This window comes from Paracoccus broussonetiae, from assembly GCF_031854425.1.
In the GTDB taxonomy this organism is placed as follows: Bacteria; Pseudomonadota; Alphaproteobacteria; order Rhodobacterales; family Rhodobacteraceae; genus Paracoccus; species Paracoccus broussonetiae.
On sequence record NZ_JAVRQI010000001.1, the window covers coordinates 414,764 to 431,750 of the forward strand.

Below are 16,987 nucleotides of genomic sequence, written 5' to 3' on the forward strand. Positions count from 1 at the left end.
GGAAGCAAATGGACAAGTTCACCACATTGACCGGGATCGCCGCTCCGATGCCGCTGGTCAATATCGACACCGACATGATCATCCCCAAGCAGTTCCTGAAAACGATCCATCGTTCGGGACTGGGCAAGAACCTGTTCGACGAGATGCGCTATGATTCCGAAGGCAACGAGGTTCCGGATTTCGTCCTGAACCAGCCCGCTTATCGGCAGTCGCAGATCATCGTCGCGGGCGACAATTTCGGCTGCGGGTCGTCGCGCGAACATGCGCCCTGGGCGCTGATGGATTTCGGCATCCGCTGCGTCATCTCGACCAGCTTCGCGGACATCTTCTTCAACAACTGCTTCAAGAACGGCATCCTTCCGATCGTCATGCCCAAGGAAGTCGTCGACGTGCTGATGGAAGACGCCCGCAAGGGGGCGAATGCCCGCATGACCGTCGATCTGGAAAATCAGGTCGTCACCACCTCGGACGGGCAAAGCTTCGCGTTCGAGGTCGACGCCTTCCGCAAGCATTGCATGCTGGAAGGGCTGGATGACATCGGCCTGACGATGGAGAAATCCGGCTCGATCGACAGCTTCGAGACCCAGATGGCCCAGAGCCTCCCTTGGGTCTAAGGGCGCTTGCCGGGGCGGTCCTTCTTGCCGCCCTGGGTTCCGCCACCGCGGCCGCGCCCCTGCGGATCGCCACGTTCAGCCCCGACCTGTCGCGAGACGGGCCAGGGCTTCTTTTGCGCGATCTTGGCCGCAAGGACGCCCAGATCGACGCGGTCGTCCGGGTGATCGCCGAAACCCGACCCGATATCCTGCTGCTGACCGGTTTCGACTGGGATCTGGACGGGCTGGCCTTGGCCGCCTTCCGCGCCCGGTTGTCGGCGGCTGGCGCGGATTATCCGCACAGTTTCTCGGCCCGCCCCAACGCGGGCATGCCCAGCGGGCTGGATCTGGACGGAAACGGCAGGGCCGGGACCGCCAATGACCGGCAGGGCTTTGGCCGCTTTTCCGGGCAGGGCGGCATGGCGATCCTGTCGCGTCACCCGATCGGCCCGGTCCTTGACCACTCGGCGTTCCTGTGGCGCGATCTGCCCGGCAATCTGATGCCCCCGGCCGCGCCCGAGGTGGCGGCCGTGCAGCGCCTGTCCTCGGCCGCACATTGGGACGCGACGCTGACCGTCGCGGGAAAGCCGCTGCACCTGCTGGCAATGGCGGCCTCGCCCCCGGTTTTCGACGGGCCCGAGGATCGCAACGGCAGGCGCAACCATGACGAGTTGGCCTTCTGGCTGGACCGGCTGCCCGGCGCGCCCTTCGTGCTGGCGGGCAAGCTGAACATCGACGCTGCCGACAGCGAGGGGCGCCCCGATGCGTTGGCCCGGATGATGGCGCGCGTGACCGATTCCCTGCCCGCAAGCGAAGGGGGCAGGGCTGCCGGCAGCGCGGGCGTGAACGCGGCTCAAAAGGGCGACCCGGCGCTGGATACCGGCGACTGGCCCGACGACAAGCCGCCCGGAAACCTGCGCGTCGATTACGTCCTGCCGCAAAAGGGCCTGAAGGTGCTTGGCTCGGGCGTATTCTGGCCCCCGACGGGCGAACTGGCGCAGGTGGCGCTGGCGGCCTCCAGCCATCGGCTGGTCTGGGTCGATATAGACTGGCCGCCCGCCGAGCGGTGAGCTGACCTAGAACTCGACCCCCGGCTGCGCCTTGATGCCCGCGCGGAAGGGATGCTTCACCGCCTCCATCTCGGTCACGAGATCGGCGGCCTCGATCAGGGCCGGATCGGCATTGCGCCCGGTCAGCACGACATGGGTCATCGGCGGCTTCTCACGTTGCAGGAAATCCAGCACCTCCCCCACCTGCAGATAGCCATAGCGGAGCGCGATGTTGATCTCGTCCAGCAGGACCATGCGGATGCGAGGGTCGCGGATCAGCTCTTGCGCCTTGTCCCAGCCCGCGCGCGCCGCAGCAATGTCGCGGTCCCGGTCCTGGGTTTCCCAGGTGAAGCCCTCGCCCATCGCGTGAAACTGGCACAGATCGCCGAAATGCCCGGTCAGCAACCGCCGCTCGCCCGTGTCCCATGCACCCTTGATGAACTGCACGACCGCGCAGGGCATGTCATGGGCGATGCAGCGCAGAATCATCCCGAAACCCGAGGACGACTTGCCCTTGCCCTTGCCGGTATGGACGATGACCAGCCCCTTTTCGCCGGTCTTGTCCTGCATCATCCGGTCTCGGGCGGCCTTGATCTGGGCCATCTTCTCGGAATGGCGGGTATTCCCTTCGGCTGACATCGCGACTCCCTTGCTTGACAAGTGCGGGCGCCCGGCGCACTTCTTTGCCTGCGCTGGTCCTGCCTTATGGCAGGCTAAGAGGGAATGCGACAGGCCTTGGCCTGGAAAGCAGCCGCCCCCGCGACCGTGACCGGAAAGGTCGCCCTATGCCACTGGCTTCGGCCGGGAAGGTGGGCCGACCGTTGGCGAAAGCCTGAATCCGCAAGCCGGGAGACCTGCCTGCGCCTTGTTTGACCGGCGGACGGGGTGTTCCTGCTTGGGTTCGTGGCACGAATCCCGTGCCCGCATACCCGCACCGCGCCCGCCACATGGAAATGAAGGGCGCATGGACGTTTCACTGCTTGTCTGCACCACCTGCCGCGCCGGCCAGCCGGTGCTGGATGGCCAGCCCGTCGCGGGCGCAAGGCTGCATGCGGCGCTGGACGGCGTGGCCCCGCCCCCGGGCGTCCGCATCATTCCCGTCGAATGCCTCTCGGCCTGCAACAGCGGCTCGGCCATCGCGCTCAGCGGGCCGGGCCGGTGGAGCTATGTCTATGGCCGGATGGAGATCGCGGACGTGCCCGAGATCCTTCAGGGCGCGGCCGCCTATGCCGCCAGCACCGACGGCATCGTGCCATGGCGCGACCGCGTCGCGATTTTCCGCAAGCGCAGTATCGCGCGCATTCCTCCGATTGGGTGAAAGATGACCGACCTGACCAAGACCCCCGTCACCGTGATCACAGGCTTCCTTGGCGCGGGCAAGACCACGCTGATCCGGCACCTGATGCAGAACCCGCAGGGCAAGCGGCTTGCCGTTCTGGTCAACGAATTCGGCACCGTGGGCGTCGACGGCGACATCCTGAAATCCTGCGCGGATGAAAGCTGCCCGGCCGAGAACATCGTCGAGCTGTCGAATGGCTGCATCTGCTGCACCGTCGCCGACGACTTCATCCCGACGCTGGAAGCGCTGATGGCCCTGCCCCGGAAGCCGGACCACATCCTGATCGAGACCTCGGGTCTGGCGCTGCCCAAGCCCTTGCTGAAGGCCTTCGACTGGCCCGCCATCCGTTCGCGCATCACCGTCGACGGCGTCATCGCCCTGGCCGATGCCGAGGCGGTGGCCGCGGGCCGCTTTGCCCCGGACGAGGACGCAGTGCAGGCCCAGCGCGCGGCGGATGAAAGCCTGGACCACGAAACGCCGCTGTCCGAGGTATTCGAGGACCAGATCGCCTGCGCCGATCTTGTCCTGCTGACCAAGGCCGATCTGGCGGGAGAGGCCGGCCTTACCGCCGCCCGCGCCGTGGTCGAGGCCGAGGCGCCGCGCAAGCTGCCGATTCTGCCCTTGTCCGAGGGTGTGATCGATCCGCGCGTGATCCTGGGCCTGAACGCCGCTGCCGAAGATGACCTGGATGCCCGCCCCAGCCACCATGACGGCGCGGATGACCACGAGCATGACGATTTCGACTCCGTCGTGATCGACCTGCCCGAGATCGCCGATCCCGCCGACCTGTCGGATCGGATCGCCCGGCTGGCGCGTGAACGGAACATCCTGCGGGTCAAGGGCCATGTCGCCGTCGCGGGCAAACCCATGCGCCTGCTGGTGCAGGCCGTGGGTGCGCGGGTCCGCCACCAGTTCGACCGCCCCTGGGGCGACAGCCCGCGCCAGTCGCGCCTTGTCGTCATTGCCGAACATGACGACATCGACGAAGCCGCGATCCGGCACATCCTGACGGCCTGACCCATGCATGTCGTCTTCCGCGAAAGCCGTGGGCTTGAGGAGACCGAGGTTCCGACGGACCCCGGCCAGACCTCGGCCGACATGGTCGTGCTGTCCTTTTCGGACAGCGACCTTGGTGCTTTCGCGGCAGGCTGGCATCGGGGCGGGCTGCCATCGCTTCGGCTGTGCAATCTTTCGGCCCTGCGCCATCCCCTGTCGGTCGACCAGTATTGCGAGACGGTTCTGTCCGGCGCACGCGCCGTTCTGGTCCGCCTGATCGGGGGCGAGGGGTATTGGCCCTATGGCATCGCCAGTCTTCAGGATCTTGCCCGGCGGCGGGGCATCGCGCTGGCCATCCTGCCCGGCGACGGGCACGAGGACGCCACCCTCGACCGCCTCTCGACCCTGCCGGTGCCGGTGCTGCGCAGACTGGCCGCGCTTTGCGACAGTGGCGGCGCTGACGCGGCCCGCAGCGCGCTGGCCGTGTTGGCCGCATCCGCGGGACTGGATGGGCCAGAGGTCGCGGATGCGCCCACCGTCCCGACTTTTGGCTTCCATGATCCGGATGCCGGGATAATGGCCGCGCCACTTGGCGGGCCGCGCCCGGTTCTTGTCAGCTTCTACCGCAGCTATCTGACCAGCGCCGATCTTGACCCGGTCGACGCCCTGATCCGGGCGCTGCGGCTAGCGGGCTTTGCCGCGACCGGGGTCTTTGCCCCCTCGCTGAAATCCCCCGGATTTGGGGAATGGCTTGCCCCGCACCTGCCCGGACTGGCCGCGGTGGTGAACATGACCGCGTTTTCGGCACGGGACGACGCTGGCGCGACGCCCTTTGACGGCGCGGATTTCCCGGTATTCCAGGTGGCGCTTGCCACCTCGACCCGCGATCTGTGGCTTGGGGAAGAGCGCGGGCTGTCCGCCGCCGATCTTGCAATGCATGTCGTCCTGCCCGAGATCGACGGGCGGATCTTTCTGGGCGTGGTCAGCTTCAAGGCCACCCAGCCGCGCGATCCGGTCCTGCAATTCTCGCGCCAGATCCACAGGGCCGATCCGGCGCGCATCGCGGCGGCGGTGGCAAAGTTCGCGGGCTGGCACCGGCTGCGCGCGCCGGTGGCACAAGCGGCGGCACGGGCGGTGGTCTTGTCCACCTATCCCGGAAAGCCCCATCAGCTGGCGCATGCCGTCGGGCTGGACGCGCTGGCCTCGTGCGGCGCGATGCTGGGCATTCCACATCACGATCTTGGGCAGCGGCTGATGCGCGAACGCCTGGACTGGCCGCTTGCGGATTATTGCACCACGCTGGCAGCCCTTCCCCCCCGCCTGCAGGACGATCTGGCAAAGACCTGGGGCGATCCGGCGGCTGACCCTGCGGTGCAGGACGGGGTCTTCCGCTTTGCCGCGATCCGACACGGGGATGCGCTGGTCGCGCTGCAACCCGAAAGGGCCGAGGTCGCCACCCGGTCCGAGGACTATCACGACCTGATTCGCGTGCCCCGCCATGGCTATGTCGCCTTTCACCTGTGGCTACGGCAGCAGGTTCGGGTCATCATCCACATGGGCGCGCATGGTACGCTGGAATGGCTGCCCGGCAAGGCGGTGGCCCTGTCCGACGATTGCTGGCCCGAGGCGCTGCTGGGCGACCTGCCGGTGACCTATCCCTTCATCGTCAACGACCCCGGCGAGGCGGCGCAGGCCAAGCGTCGGCTTGGCGCGATCACGCTGGGCCACCTGCCCCCGCCTTTGGTCGATTCCGGCCTGCCGGAAACCCTTGCCGGGCTGGAACGCCTGCTGGACGAATATTCGACCGCCGACGGGCTGGACCCGCGCCGGCGCGACCGCCTGATCGGCGCGATCCGGGACGAGGCCCGTGCCGCCGGGATCGAAGCCGATCTTGGCCTGCCCGCCGACGCCTCGGCCGCCGAGGCAGTGCCCCGCATCGACCGCTTCCTGTGCGATCTCAAGGACAGCCGCTTTGGCCATGGCCTGCACGTCTATGGCAGCGGGAATTGCGGGACCGAGGAGCGCGAAGGTCTGGCCCGCGCAATGGCGGGGCTGCGCGTCGCACCCGGTCCGTCGGGCTCGCCCGCGCGCGGGCGCAGGGACGTGCTGCCGACCGGGCGCAACATGTTTGCCGTCGATCCGCGCGCCGTGCCCACGCGCGCGGCCCATGCGCAGGGTGTGAAGCTGGCGGCAGAGTTGTTGCGCCGCCACCTGCAGGATCACGGCTACTGGCCCCAAGGGCTGGTCGTCGACCTGTGGGGCAGCGCCACGATGCGCACCGCGGGCGAGGATTTCGCCATGGCGCTGCATCTGGCGGGACTTGCGCCGCGTTGGGATGCGACCTCGGGTCGCGTGACCGGGGTCGAGGCGTTGGCACTGGCCGAGCTTGGCCGGCCCCGGATCGACGTGACACTGCGCGTCTCGGGCCTGTTTCGTGACGTGTTTCCGGGTCTGGCCCAGATGTTCCAGACCGGGGCCGCGATGCTGGCCGCGCGGGACGAGCTGCCCGAGGACAACCCCTATCGATCCATCGCGCCGCGCGTCTTCGGTCCCCGACCCGGCCAATATGGTGTCGGCATCGGTGCACTGGCCGAAACCTTCACGCCCGAGGCCCGCCGCGCCGCGGGCGAGGCCTGGCTTGCCGCATCCGCGCACGCGATCGGTGCGGACGGTCAGGTCCGCCACGCCCCCGACGCGCTCCGCGCGCGGCTGGCGCAGGCGGATGCCTTTGTCCATGCGCAGGATCTGCCGGAAACCGACCTGCTGCTGGCCGCCGACCATGCCGCGCATGAGGCGGGCTTTGCCGCGGCAATGGCACGGCTGGGGGCGCCCGCACCGGCGCTTTACCATCTCGACACGACCCGCCCCGACGCACCCCGCGCCCGCACCCTGTCCGAAGAGATCGCCCGCGTCACCCGCGCCCGCGCCGCGAACCCGGACTGGGCCGGCGGCATGATGGCCCACGGTTTTCGCGGTGCGGCAGAGATTGCGGCGACGCTGGACCACATGGCCGCCTTTGCCAATCTGGCGGGCGTGGTCCCCGGCCATCTGTTCGATCTGTACCATCGCGCGACGCTGGAACGCCCCGAGGTTGCGGCCTTCATGGCCCGCGAAAACCCCGCCGCGCTTGCCGCGATGCGGGACATGTTCGCGCGCCTGCTGGCATCGGGGCTGTGGGTCACGCGGCGGAACTCGGTCCATGCCGGGGGTGAGGAATGACGCCGCAGGTCAAGGGCTGGTGTCCGGGCGCGCTTCGCCCCATGCGGTCCGGCGACGGATTGATCCTGCGCATCCGGCCCCGGAATGGACGGCTGGAGGTCGGCCAGATTGCGGCGCTGGCGGATCTGTCGCAGCGCCACGGCAACGGGCTGATCGACTTGACCTCGCGCGCGAACCTGCAGCTTCGCGGGCTGGACGAACCGGGCCACCGGGCAGCGCTGGACGTGCTGGCGGGGCTGGACCTGCTTGACGCCTCGCCGCGGGCCGAGGCGCGGCGGAACGTGGTCCTGTCGCCACTTGCGCCATTGGACAGCCCCGCCTGGAGGATCGCGACGGCGCTTTCGGACCTGTTGTCGCGGGACGACGGGCCCGATCTGCCGGGCAAGTTCGGCTTCGCGGTCGATCATGGCGCGCGGCTGCGGGAAGGCGCGCCCGCCGATCTCCGCTTGTCGCCCGATGCGGATGCTGGCTGGCAGATTCGTCCAGATGGCGCGGCGTGGGTTCTGCGCGCCCCCTATGACAAGGCGGCAGACGTCGCGCTGGGGCTTGCCCGCTGGTTCGTCGCGCAGGGCGGATGCCCCAACGGGCGCGGGCGGATGCGCGATCTGATCCGGCGGGGTCCTCCTCCCCCGTCGGGGGCGGTGCCGGGCGGGCAATCCTCGCCCGAGCCGGCACCGCAACCGGGTCCGGTGGCACAGGGCTGGCTGCTGGGATTTGCCTTTGGCCAGATCACCGCCCCCCAGCTTGCCGCGATCAGCGCACCGGTGCGCCTGACGCCCTGGCGGATGCTGCTGGTCGAGGATGCCCGCCCCCCCGCGATTGCCGGCGCGATCACCGCGCCGGACGATCCCCTGATGCGGATCCACGCCTGCACGGGCGCGCCCGCCTGCCCCGAAGCGCGGGCCGACATGCGCGCGCTGGCCCGCAAGCTGGCCCCGCAGATGGGGACCGGCACGCTGCATCTCAGCGGCTGCGCCAAGGGCTGCGCGCATCCGGGTCCTGCGGCCCGGGTGCTGGTGGCGCGGTCCCCCGATCATTTCGACCTTGTGCAGAATGGCCGGGCCAGCGACCCGCCCCTGCGCCGGGGACTGACCCTTGCCATGGCGGCGGGCCTTGTCGCCACGCACGCCGACACACCCGATCTCAGCACGGACAGGACCATGCATCACTATGAAACCGACGGCGCGCGGATCTATCGCCAGTCCTTTGCAACCATCCGCGCCGAGGCGGATTTGGACCGCTTCGACCCGGACGAGGAACCCGTCGCCGTCCGCATGATCCATGCCGCGGGCCTTGTCGGGCTGGAACGCGAGATCGAATTCTCGCCCGGCATGGCGACGGCGGCGCGCTTGGCCTTGCAGGGGGGGGCCGCGATCCTGTGCGATGCCCGCATGGTCAGCGAGGGGATCACCCGCAACCGCCTGCCCGCCGGGAACCGGGTCATCTGCACGCTGGGCGATCCGGGCGTCCCCGGACTGGCCGAGCGGATGGGGAACACACGTTCGGCCGCGGCGCTGGAATTGTGGCGAGCGGACCTGAAGGGCGCGGTCGTCGCCATCGGCAATGCCCCGACGGCGCTGTTTCACCTGCTGAACATGCTGCATGATCCCGCCTGCCCGCGACCCGCCGCGATCATCGGTTGCCCGGTCGGATTTGTCGGGGCCGCCGAATCCAAGGCCGCGCTGATGCAGGATCTGCCCGTTCCCGCCCTGACCGTACACGGGCGGCTGGGCGGCTCGGCCATCACGGTCGCGGCGATCAACGCGCTTGCCAGCCGACAGGAGGCATGATGGGCCGGATCATCTGCGCCGGGCTTGGCCCCGGCGACCCCGACCTGATCTCGGTCCGCGCGGATCGCGCCATCCGGAGCGCGCGCCAGATCGCCTATTTCCGCAAGAAGGGGCGACCCGGTCAGGCGCGCCGCATCGTCGAGGGAATGCTGCCCCCCGGAGTCGCGGAACACGCGATGGAATACCCGGTCACGACCGAAATCCCCTTCGACAGCCCCGAATACAACCGCCTGCTGTCCGCGTTTTACGACGAATGGACCGCAAGGCTGGCGGCACTGGCCGCGCAGGATGACATCGTCGTGCTGTGCGAAGGCGATCCGCTTTTCTACGGCTCGTTCATGCATCTGCAAACGCGGCTGGCCCCGATCGCAACGGTCGAGGTGATCCCCGGCATTCCCGGCATGACCGGCTGCTGGAACGCGATCGGAACGCCGATGACCTGGGGCGACGATGCGATGACCGTGCTGATGGGCACCCTGCCCGAGCACGAACTGGCCCGCCACATGCGCGCCGCCGACGCGATCGTGGTGATGAAGACCGGGCGCAACCTGCCCAAGATCGCCCGCGCACTGGCCCTGGCAGATCGTCTGGACGATGCCTGGCTGGTCGAGCGTGGCACCATGCCCAACCAGCGGATGATGCCCCTGGCGGCGGCCGACCTTGCCGCCTGCCCCTATTTCGCGACGGTCCTTGTCCACGGGCGCGGACGCCGCCCCGCATCCGAGGCAGCGGAATGACCGGCTGGCTGGCCGTGGCAGGGCTGGGACCGGGCGACGCCGCCCTGGTCACGCCCGAGGTCGAAGCGGCATTGGCGCAGGCGACCGACATCGTGGGCTATGCCCCCTATGTCGCGCGCGTGCCCCCCCGGCCGGGGCTGACGCTGCATCCGTCTGACAACAGGGTCGAACTGGACCGGGCCGCGCTGGCGCTGGACATGGCCGCGCGGGGCGCACGGGTCGTCATCGTCTCGTCCGGGGATCCGGGGGTCTTTGCCATGGCCTCGGCCCTGTTCGAAACGCTGAAGACCCGGCCGGGCCATGATCCCGACATCCGCATCCTGCCCGGCATCACCGCAATGCTGGCCGCCGCCGCACGGCTTGGCGCGCCGCTGGGCCATGATTTCTGCGCGATCAACCTCTCCGACAACCTGAAGCCCTGGGATCTGGTCGAACGCCGCCTGCGGCTGGCGGCGCAGGCCGATTTCGCGATGGCGCTTTACAATCCGCGCTCGCGCGCAAGGCCGCAGCAATTCGCGCGCGCGCTGGAGATCCTGCGCGATGAATGCGGGGAAAAGCGGCTGATCTGCTTCGCCCGCGCCGTCACGACGCCAGAAGAGAGCCTGTCGACCCTGCCCCTGTCCGAGGCCCGGCCCGAGATGGCCGACATGCGCACGGTCGTGATCCTTGGCAACAGTGCCACCTGCCGCGTCGGGCGCTGGGTCTATACCCCGCGATCGGCACTGCCATGAAGCCAGTCCATCACCTCGACCGGGGTTGCGGCAAGCCGGCGCGGCGGCAGGTCGGGACGCCGGATCATGACGACCCCCAGCCCCAATTCGCGGGCGGCGACCAGCTTTGCCTGCGCCGCAGAGCCACCCGCATTCTTGGTGACGACATGACGGATGTCGTGGCGCCGCATCAGCTGGACATCCCCCGCCACCGTGAATGGCCCGCGCGACGCGATCAGCGTGGCCCCCGGCAGGGGATGCGCCGCCACCTCGGCAAAGCGCAAAAGCCAACGCTGCCGGATGGCAAGGAAGGGCGCAAGATTCTGGCGGCCGATGGCAAGGAACACCCCCTCCCCATCGCCCGGCAGGGCAGCAGCGGCGGCAGGGAAATCAGCGACGTCGATCCAGTGGTCGCCGGGCTGCTCGACCCAGGCCGGACGCTCCAGCGCGATCAGGCCGCTGCCGGTCAGGGCGCTCGCGGCCACCGCGTTCCGGCTGATCTGCGCGGCAAAGGGATGGGTCGCGTCGATCACATGGGTCACGGCCGTTTCGCGCAGGAACGTGGCCATGCCCTCGACCCCGCCGAACCCGCCGATCCGCATCGGCAGGGGCTGGCCGACCGGGGCGCTGGTCCGGCCCGCATAGGAATAGATCGCGTCGATCCCGGCCCCGGCGAGCAGGCGGGCCATGCCGCTCGCTTCCGTCGTCCCCCCCAACAGAAGGATGCGCATCTTGGCTGACCCCTGGCTTTCGATAATCGGACTGGGCGAGGATGGACCCGCCGGGCTTTGCCCCGCAAGCCGCGAGGCGCTGGAGGCAGCCGATATCGTCTTTGGCGCCCCCCGTCACCTGGCGCTGGCGGGCGTCGGCACGGGAGAGGTCTGGCCCGTTCCCTTCGACATCGCGCCGCTGCTCAGCCGGCGTGGGCGGCGGGTGGCCGCATTGGTTTCGGGCGATCCGTTCTGGCACGGCGCGGGGGGCGCGCTGGCGGCGGCGCTGGCACCGGGCGAATGGCGCGCCTTTCCGGTGCCGGGCACCTTCTCGCTGGCGGCGGCGCGGCTGGGCTGGCGACTTGAGGACGTCGCCTGCCTTGGCCTGCATGCCAGCCCATTTGCGCGCCTGCGCCCGGTCATGGCACGGGGCGCGCGCGCGATCTGCCTGATGCGCGACGGGGAAGCCCCGGCCGAGCTTGCCCGCTGGCTGACCCGCCACGGCCTGGGCGAGACGCAGATGATCGCGCTTGAATCGCTGGGCGGGCCGCGCGAGCGGATGCGCAAAAGCACGGCGGCGCGGTTCTCGCTGCCCTGCCGGTCCCCGGTCGCAGTTGCGCTGGATGGCAGCGCGCTGCCCGCCGGGACCGGCCTGCCGCATGGCTTCGGCCTGCCGGACGAGGTCTTCGCCCATGACGGGCAGATCACCCGCCGTGCCATCCGCGCAATGACGCTGGCCGCACTGTCGCCACGAGCGGGCGAAACCCTGTGGGATATCGGCGGCGGCTCGGGCTCGGTCGGGGTCGAATGGTGCCTGAATGGCGGTCGCGCCCTCAGCATCGAGCCACGCCCAGACCGGCTGGCGAACATCGCGACGAATATCGAGGCTTTCGGCCTGACCGGGCGGATGCGCCTTGTCCCCGGCACCGCGCCCGAAGCGCTGGCGGACTTGCCCTTGCCGGACGCGATCTTTGTCGGTGGCGGGGCGGATGCCGCGCTGTTCGATGCCCTTCCCCCCGCCCGGATCGTGGCCAATGCCGTCACGCTTGAGACCGAGACGCTGCTGGCCCAGCTTCACGCCGCGCGCGGGGGCAACCTGACCCGGATTTCACTGCAGGAAACCGCGCCGCTGGGCCGGATGCGCGGCTGGACCCCCTTACGAACCGTCACACAATGGAGCTTGCCATGAGAATTGCCGGACTGGGTTTCCGCAACGGCGCAACCCTTGCCTCGCTGCGCGAGGCGCTGGCCCGCGCCGGGCGTGCGGATGCGCTGGCGACCTGCGCCAGCAAGGCCCATGCCCCAGCACTGCAGGCGCTGGCACGACACCTGGACCTGCCGCTGATGGCGGTGCCGGTCGCGGGCGTCGCGACCCCCACCCGATCAAGTCGGGTCGAGGCGATGCACGGCACCGGGTCGGTCGCCGAGGCTGCGGCACTGGCCGCACTTGGCGCTGATGCGCGGATCGTCGTGCCCCGCGTCACCTCACGCGATGGCATGGCGACGGCGGCCATTGCCGAAGGAGATGCCCCGTGACCGTCCATTTCATCGGTGCGGGTCCGGGTGCGGCGGACCTTATTACGCTGCGCGGGCGCGATCTGATCGCGGCCTGCCCGGTCTGCCTTTACGCGGGATCGCTGGTTCCACGCGCGTTGCTGGACCATTGCCCGCCCGGCGCACGCCTCGTCGACACCGCCGCCCTGAGCCTCGATGACATCATGGCTGAGATCCGGGCGGCACATCAGGCAGGCCATGACGTGGCGCGGCTTCATTCGGGCGACCTGTCGGTCTGGTCTGCGATGGGCGAGCAGCTTCGCCGCCTCCGGGCGCTTGGCATCCCCTATGACGTGACGCCCGGCGTTCCGTCCTTCGCGGCGGCGGCGGCGGCACTGGGGGCTGAACTGACCCTGCCGGGGGTCGCGCAATCGGTGGTGCTGACGCGGACCTCGGGCCGCGCCTCGGCCATGCCCGAAGGCGAGACGCTGGCCGCCTTTGCCGCGACCGGCGCGACGCTGGCGATCCACCTGTCGATCCATGTCCTTGATCGCGTGCGCTCGGAACTGCTGCCCCACTACGGACCCGACTGCCCGGTCGCGGTGGTCTTTCGCGCAAGCTGGCCGGAACAGCGCATCCTGCGCACGACGCTGGCCGCGCTTGATCCGGCCATCGGGCGGGACGAGCGCACGGCGCTGATTCTGGTCGGGCGGGCGCTGGCCGCCGAAGGTTTCGACGAAAGCCGCCTTTACGCCGCCGATTACGACCGCCGCTTTCGCCCGGTCGGTGCCGCACCGCGATTCCCGGAATGAAGGGGCTGGTCATCAGCGCCCCTGCCTCGGGCAGCGGCAAGACCACGGTGACGCTGGGCCTGATCGCGGCGCTGCGGGCCCGGGGCTTGGTGATCCAGCCCTTCAAGAGCGGGCCGGATTACATCGACCCCGCCTTTCACCGCGCGGCGGCGGGGCGCGAATCCTTCAATCTCGACAGCTGGGCGATGGGACCGGAGCAGATCGCGCATCTGGTCGGCAAGGCGGTCGGGGCCGACCTTGCGCTGGCCGAAGGCTCGATGGGGCTGTTCGACGGAGTTGCCCGCCACGGCGGCGCGGGGAACGGTGCCAGCGCCGATATTGCCGCGCTGACCGGCTGGCCCGTCCTGCTGGTTCTGGACTGCCGCGGGCAGGCGCAATCCGTCGCTGCCGTCGCCCTTGGCTTTCGCCAGATGCGGCGCGACCTGCGGCTGGCGGGGGTTGTGCTGAACCGCGTCGCCTCGGCCCGGCACGAGGCGCTGATGCGGCTGGCGCTGGACGCCGTGGCGATCCCGGTGCTGGGCGTCCTGCCCCGCGACGCTGGGATCGAGCTGCCCGAGCGGCACCTTGGGCTGGTTCAGGCGCGCGAACATGCCGCGCTGGACCTGCTTCTGTCGCGGGCAGGCGAATGCATGGCCCGCCACCTTGATCTGGACGCGATCCTCGCCGCGGCCGGCGGCGGTCTTGCGCCGCAGCCGCATCGTCCTTTGTCGCCGCCAGCCGGGCGCATTGCGCTGGCACAGGATGACGCTTTCTCGTTTGTCTATCCGCACCTGCTGGACGGCTGGCGCGCAGTCGGGGCCACGATCCTGCCATTCTCGCCCCTGGCGGATCAGGCGCCCGATGACAGTGCCGGGGCCTGCTGGCTGCCCGGAGGCTATCCCGAGCTTCATGCCGGTGCTCTTGCCGCCGCCGCGCGTTTCCGCGACGGGCTGGCGCGTTTCGCCCTGACGCGCCCGGTCCATGGTGAATGCGGCGGCTACATGGCTATGGGGGCGGGGCTTGTCGACGCGGCGGGCAAACGGCATCGCATGGCCGGGCTTTTGGGGATCGAGAGCAGCTATGCCAGTCGCCGGATGCATCTGGGCTATCGTCTGGCCACGCCGCTGGCGCCGCTGGCCGGAATCCATGCCGGGGTGCTGACCGGGCACGAGTTCCACTATGCCACCATTCTAGACCAACCCGACGCACCGCTGGCCCATGTCACCGATGCCGAGGGCGTTCCCGTTTCCGAAACCGGCTCGCGCCGCGGCAATGCCACCGGCAGCTTCTTCCACCTGATCGGGGAAAGACCATGATCGACCTGACCCTGATCGGCATCGGCACCGGAAGTCCCGGCCACCTGACCCGGCAGGCCATCGCCGCAATGCTGGATTCGGACCTGATCCTGATCCCCGACAAGGGCGAGGACAAGGCGGACCTGGCCTTCCTGCGCGAGGCGCTGTGCCGGCAGGTCCTGCCCAGCCCGCCGCCGCTGGCACGGTTTCCCATGCCCCGCCGCGATGATGCGCAGGGCTATCTGCCGGGGGTGCGAGACTGGCACGATGCCATCGCCTGTTCCTGGCTGCAGGTGCTGGAAAGCCACCGCGCCAGCCGCCCCAGCCTGCTGATCTGGGGCGATCCGTCGCTTTACGACAGCAGCCTGCGCATTGCCCGCCACCTGTCGGCGCGCATGGCGCTGAACCTGCGCGTCATTCCGGGTATCACCGCGATCCAGGCGCTGTGCGCGGCCCATGCGATTCCCCTGAACGACCTTGGCCAGCCGGTGATCGTCACCACCGGACGCAGGCTGCGGGATCAGGGCTGGCCATCGGGCGCGGACAGGATCGTGGTGCTGCTGGACGGAGAATGCTCGTTTGACCGGCTGGACCCTTTGGGGGTGACGATCTGGTGGGGGGCCTATCTGGGAATGCCGCAGCAGATCCTGCATTCTGGTCCTCTGGCGCAGGCTGGGCCAGAGATCACGCGCATCCGGGCCCGCGCCCGTGCCGCGCATGGCTGGATCATGGACAGCTACCTGCTGGCCCGCCCCTGAAAAGGTGGCCGCCGTCCTTGCGTCGCGTGGAGGGAGGAGAGACGCGGCAAGAACGGCGGCGCTGCCATGAAGAACCCCGTGCGGCGCGGGGTGACAGGGATGCGGCCCCGTCCATTTCAGGTTGCGCCGCAGTGCAGAACAACTCAACGCCAATCCGGTATTGTCGGCTGTATGGACAGCCTCTGCTTGTTTCAGCGCCAGTCCGGCCCGCCCGATGGGCGAAAATCCCGCAAGATCGCAAGCAAGACCAACGCCCAAGCCGATGTGATCACGCAAATGGCACCAACGGTCCGATTGGCAGAATCCAAGGCCTGTGCAACTCTGGCGGCGCGAGCCACGTGCAGCCCAACGCCACACAAAGGACAGACGACATGCGCCAGATCCTGACCGCCGCCTCCCTTGCCGCGCTTTCCCTGCTTCAACCTCTGGCCGCGATGGCCGATGACGACGCCATCGAACAGGCGATCGAGGCCCGCCACGGCTTTTACAACATGCTTGCCATCAACATGGCGACCCTGTCCGGCATGGCCAAGGGCGACATCGCCTATGACGAGGCCGTGGCCAGCCGCGCCGGCGCCAATATCGAGGCGCTGACCCATTACGACCTGCCCAGCCTGTTCATCGAAGGCAGCGCCCATGGCCAGGCCGAGGACAGCGCCGCCAAGCCCGAGATCTGGACCAACCTGGACGATTTCAAATCCAAGTTCGCCGGCCTGGTCGAGGCCGCCACCGGCGCTTCCGAGGCGGTGAAGGGCGGGCAGGACAAGGTCGGCCCGGTGGTCGGCAAGCTGGGCGCTGCCTGCAAGGCCTGCCACGACGTCTATCGCGAAAAAAGCTGATGGCGGGGTCCGCCCCCCGACCCGCGCCTGACGACCCGGTGCAAGAGGTCGCGCTGTGGGATCCGCTGCTGCGCGGGTTCCACTGGACGCTTGCGCTGTTCGTGTCGCTGGGCTGGTGTCTGGGGCAATTCGGCCCGGCCAAGATGACGCTGCATTTCTGGTGCGGCTATGTCGTGATCGGGCTTCTGCTCTTTCGGCTTGTCTGGGGATTCATCGGGCCCGCACCGGCACGGTTTTCGCATTTCCTGCGCGGACCCGGGGCGGTCGCGGGATACATGCGGGGCATCTTCCTGCGCGAACCCAGCCATTGGCCCGGCCACAATCCGCTGGGCGCGCTTTCCGTCATCGCCATGCTGGCGGTGCTGGCCGCGCAGGTTTCAAGCGGGCTGATCTCGGACCCGGACGATTACATCAATATCGGCCCGCTGGCCGGCTATGTCAGCCCGGCGCTGCGAGCCAAGGCAGTCGGCTGGCACGAGGTCGGGGCCAATCTGGTCCTGATCCTGGTGCTTCTGCATGTCGCGATGATCCTGTTCTATCGCTTCTGGAAGCGCGAGGATCTGGTCCGGCCGATGCTGACCGGGCGCAAACAGGTGCGTGATCGCGGGACAGACTGATTGAGCGAATCGCCGCTGCATGCGACCCTGAAGATGCGAACTGCGCACGG

The 16,987-nt window shown here is 69.1% G+C and carries 17 protein-coding genes, 1 pseudogene and 1 riboswitch; of the genes and pseudogenes, 16 read left to right on the plus strand and 2 right to left on the minus strand.

What is annotated here, in order from left to right; all coding sequences use genetic code 11:
• Positions 1-8 precede the first annotated feature (8 nt).
• Both leuD and RM190_RS02130 read left to right on the plus strand, forming a co-directional pair.
• Positions 9-614, plus strand: a complete 606-nt coding sequence (leuD, locus tag RM190_RS02125; RefSeq protein ID WP_311757724.1) for a 3-isopropylmalate dehydratase small subunit — start codon at positions 9-11, stop codon at positions 612-614.
• Complete coding sequence (locus tag RM190_RS02130; RefSeq protein ID WP_311757725.1) at positions 605-1,663, plus strand: endonuclease/exonuclease/phosphatase family protein; 1,059 nt, start codon at positions 605-607, stop codon at positions 1,661-1,663. Before leuD ends, RM190_RS02130 begins: the two co-directional genes overlap by 10 nt.
• A 6-nt stretch (positions 1,664-1,669) precedes the next feature.
• Here the strand turns inward: RM190_RS02130 and cobO are convergent, their stop codons facing one another.
• The gene (cobO, locus tag RM190_RS02135) at positions 1,670-2,281 is read right to left on the minus strand and encodes a cob(I)yrinic acid a,c-diamide adenosyltransferase (protein WP_311757726.1); all 612 of its coding nucleotides are present in this window, start codon (positions 2,279-2,281) and stop codon (positions 1,670-1,672) included.
• 37 nt (positions 2,282-2,318) lie between these two features.
• Positions 2,319-2,518: riboswitch (cobalamin riboswitch) on the plus strand.
• A gap of 88 nt (positions 2,519-2,606) precedes the next feature.
• On the opposite strand from cobO, the gene RM190_RS02140 reads away from it, so the two are divergent.
• From RM190_RS02140 to cobJ, 7 genes and pseudogenes are all read left to right on the plus strand, one after another.
• A complete protein-coding gene (locus RM190_RS02140; protein WP_311757727.1) occupies positions 2,607-2,960 on the plus strand; it encodes a DUF1636 domain-containing protein in 354 nt (117 codons plus the stop codon).
• 3 nt (positions 2,961-2,963) lie between these two features.
• A complete protein-coding gene (gene cobW, locus RM190_RS02145) occupies positions 2,964-3,998 on the plus strand; it encodes a cobalamin biosynthesis protein CobW (protein ID WP_311757728.1) in 1,035 nt (344 codons plus the stop codon).
• 3 nt (positions 3,999-4,001) lie between these two features.
• On the plus strand, positions 4,002-7,196 hold the full coding sequence (cobN, locus tag RM190_RS02150) for a cobaltochelatase subunit CobN (RefSeq protein WP_311757729.1): 3,195 nt from the start codon (positions 4,002-4,004) through the stop codon (positions 7,194-7,196).
• Between the two features lie 41 nt (positions 7,197-7,237).
• A pseudogene (locus RM190_RS02155) lies at positions 7,238-7,384 on the plus strand (precorrin-3B synthase); the annotation flags it as partial.
• A 972-nt stretch (positions 7,385-8,356) separates the two neighbouring features.
• A complete protein-coding gene (locus RM190_RS02160) occupies positions 8,357-8,986 on the plus strand; it encodes a precorrin-8X methylmutase (RefSeq protein WP_311757820.1) in 630 nt (209 codons plus the stop codon).
• A complete protein-coding gene (cobI, locus tag RM190_RS02165; protein ID WP_311757730.1) occupies positions 8,986-9,723 on the plus strand; it encodes a precorrin-2 C(20)-methyltransferase in 738 nt (245 codons plus the stop codon). Before RM190_RS02160 ends, cobI begins: the two co-directional genes overlap by 1 nt.
• Complete coding sequence (gene cobJ / locus RM190_RS02170) at positions 9,720-10,454, plus strand: precorrin-3B C(17)-methyltransferase (protein WP_311757731.1); 735 nt, start codon at positions 9,720-9,722, stop codon at positions 10,452-10,454. The genes cobI and cobJ overlap by 4 nt, the downstream gene beginning before the upstream one ends.
• On the opposite strand, the gene RM190_RS02175 is transcribed toward cobJ, so the two are convergent.
• Complete coding sequence (locus RM190_RS02175) at positions 10,427-11,164, minus strand: cobalt-precorrin-6A reductase (protein WP_311757732.1); 738 nt, start codon at positions 11,162-11,164, stop codon at positions 10,427-10,429. The genes cobJ and RM190_RS02175 overlap by 28 nt on opposite strands.
• Position 11,165: 1 nt before the next feature.
• Between RM190_RS02175 and cbiE the strand changes: the two genes are divergently transcribed.
• The 7 genes from cbiE to RM190_RS02210 all read left to right on the plus strand — a co-directional run bounded on the left by cbiE (position 11,166) and on the right by RM190_RS02210 (position 16,937).
• Positions 11,166-12,332 carry a precorrin-6y C5,15-methyltransferase (decarboxylating) subunit CbiE gene (gene cbiE / locus RM190_RS02180; RefSeq protein ID WP_311757733.1) on the plus strand — a complete coding sequence of 389 codons (1,167 nt, stop codon included), beginning with the start codon at positions 11,166-11,168 and terminating at the stop codon, positions 12,330-12,332.
• Positions 12,329-12,679, plus strand: coding sequence for a cobalamin biosynthesis protein (locus RM190_RS02185; RefSeq protein WP_311757734.1), 351 nt, complete (start codon positions 12,329-12,331; stop codon positions 12,677-12,679). The genes cbiE and RM190_RS02185 overlap by 4 nt, the downstream gene beginning before the upstream one ends.
• Positions 12,676-13,449 carry a precorrin-4 C(11)-methyltransferase gene (gene cobM, locus RM190_RS02190; protein WP_311757735.1) on the plus strand — a complete coding sequence of 258 codons (774 nt, stop codon included), beginning with the start codon at positions 12,676-12,678 and terminating at the stop codon, positions 13,447-13,449. The genes RM190_RS02185 and cobM overlap by 4 nt, the downstream gene beginning before the upstream one ends.
• Entirely contained in the window at positions 13,446-14,744 is a 1,299-nt protein-coding gene (locus RM190_RS02195) for a cobyrinate a,c-diamide synthase (protein WP_311757736.1), read from the plus strand. The genes cobM and RM190_RS02195 overlap by 4 nt, the downstream gene beginning before the upstream one ends.
• Positions 14,741-15,481, plus strand: a complete 741-nt coding sequence (gene cobF / locus RM190_RS02200; RefSeq protein WP_311757737.1) for a precorrin-6A synthase (deacetylating) — start codon at positions 14,741-14,743, stop codon at positions 15,479-15,481. The genes RM190_RS02195 and cobF overlap by 4 nt, the downstream gene beginning before the upstream one ends.
• A gap of 371 nt (positions 15,482-15,852) precedes the next feature.
• A complete protein-coding gene (locus RM190_RS02205) occupies positions 15,853-16,320 on the plus strand; it encodes a c-type cytochrome (RefSeq protein WP_311757738.1) in 468 nt (155 codons plus the stop codon).
• Entirely contained in the window at positions 16,320-16,937 is a 618-nt protein-coding gene (locus RM190_RS02210) for a cytochrome b/b6 domain-containing protein (RefSeq protein WP_311757739.1), read from the plus strand. Before RM190_RS02205 ends, RM190_RS02210 begins: the two co-directional genes overlap by 1 nt.
• The last annotated feature ends 50 nt before the right edge of the window (positions 16,938-16,987 follow it).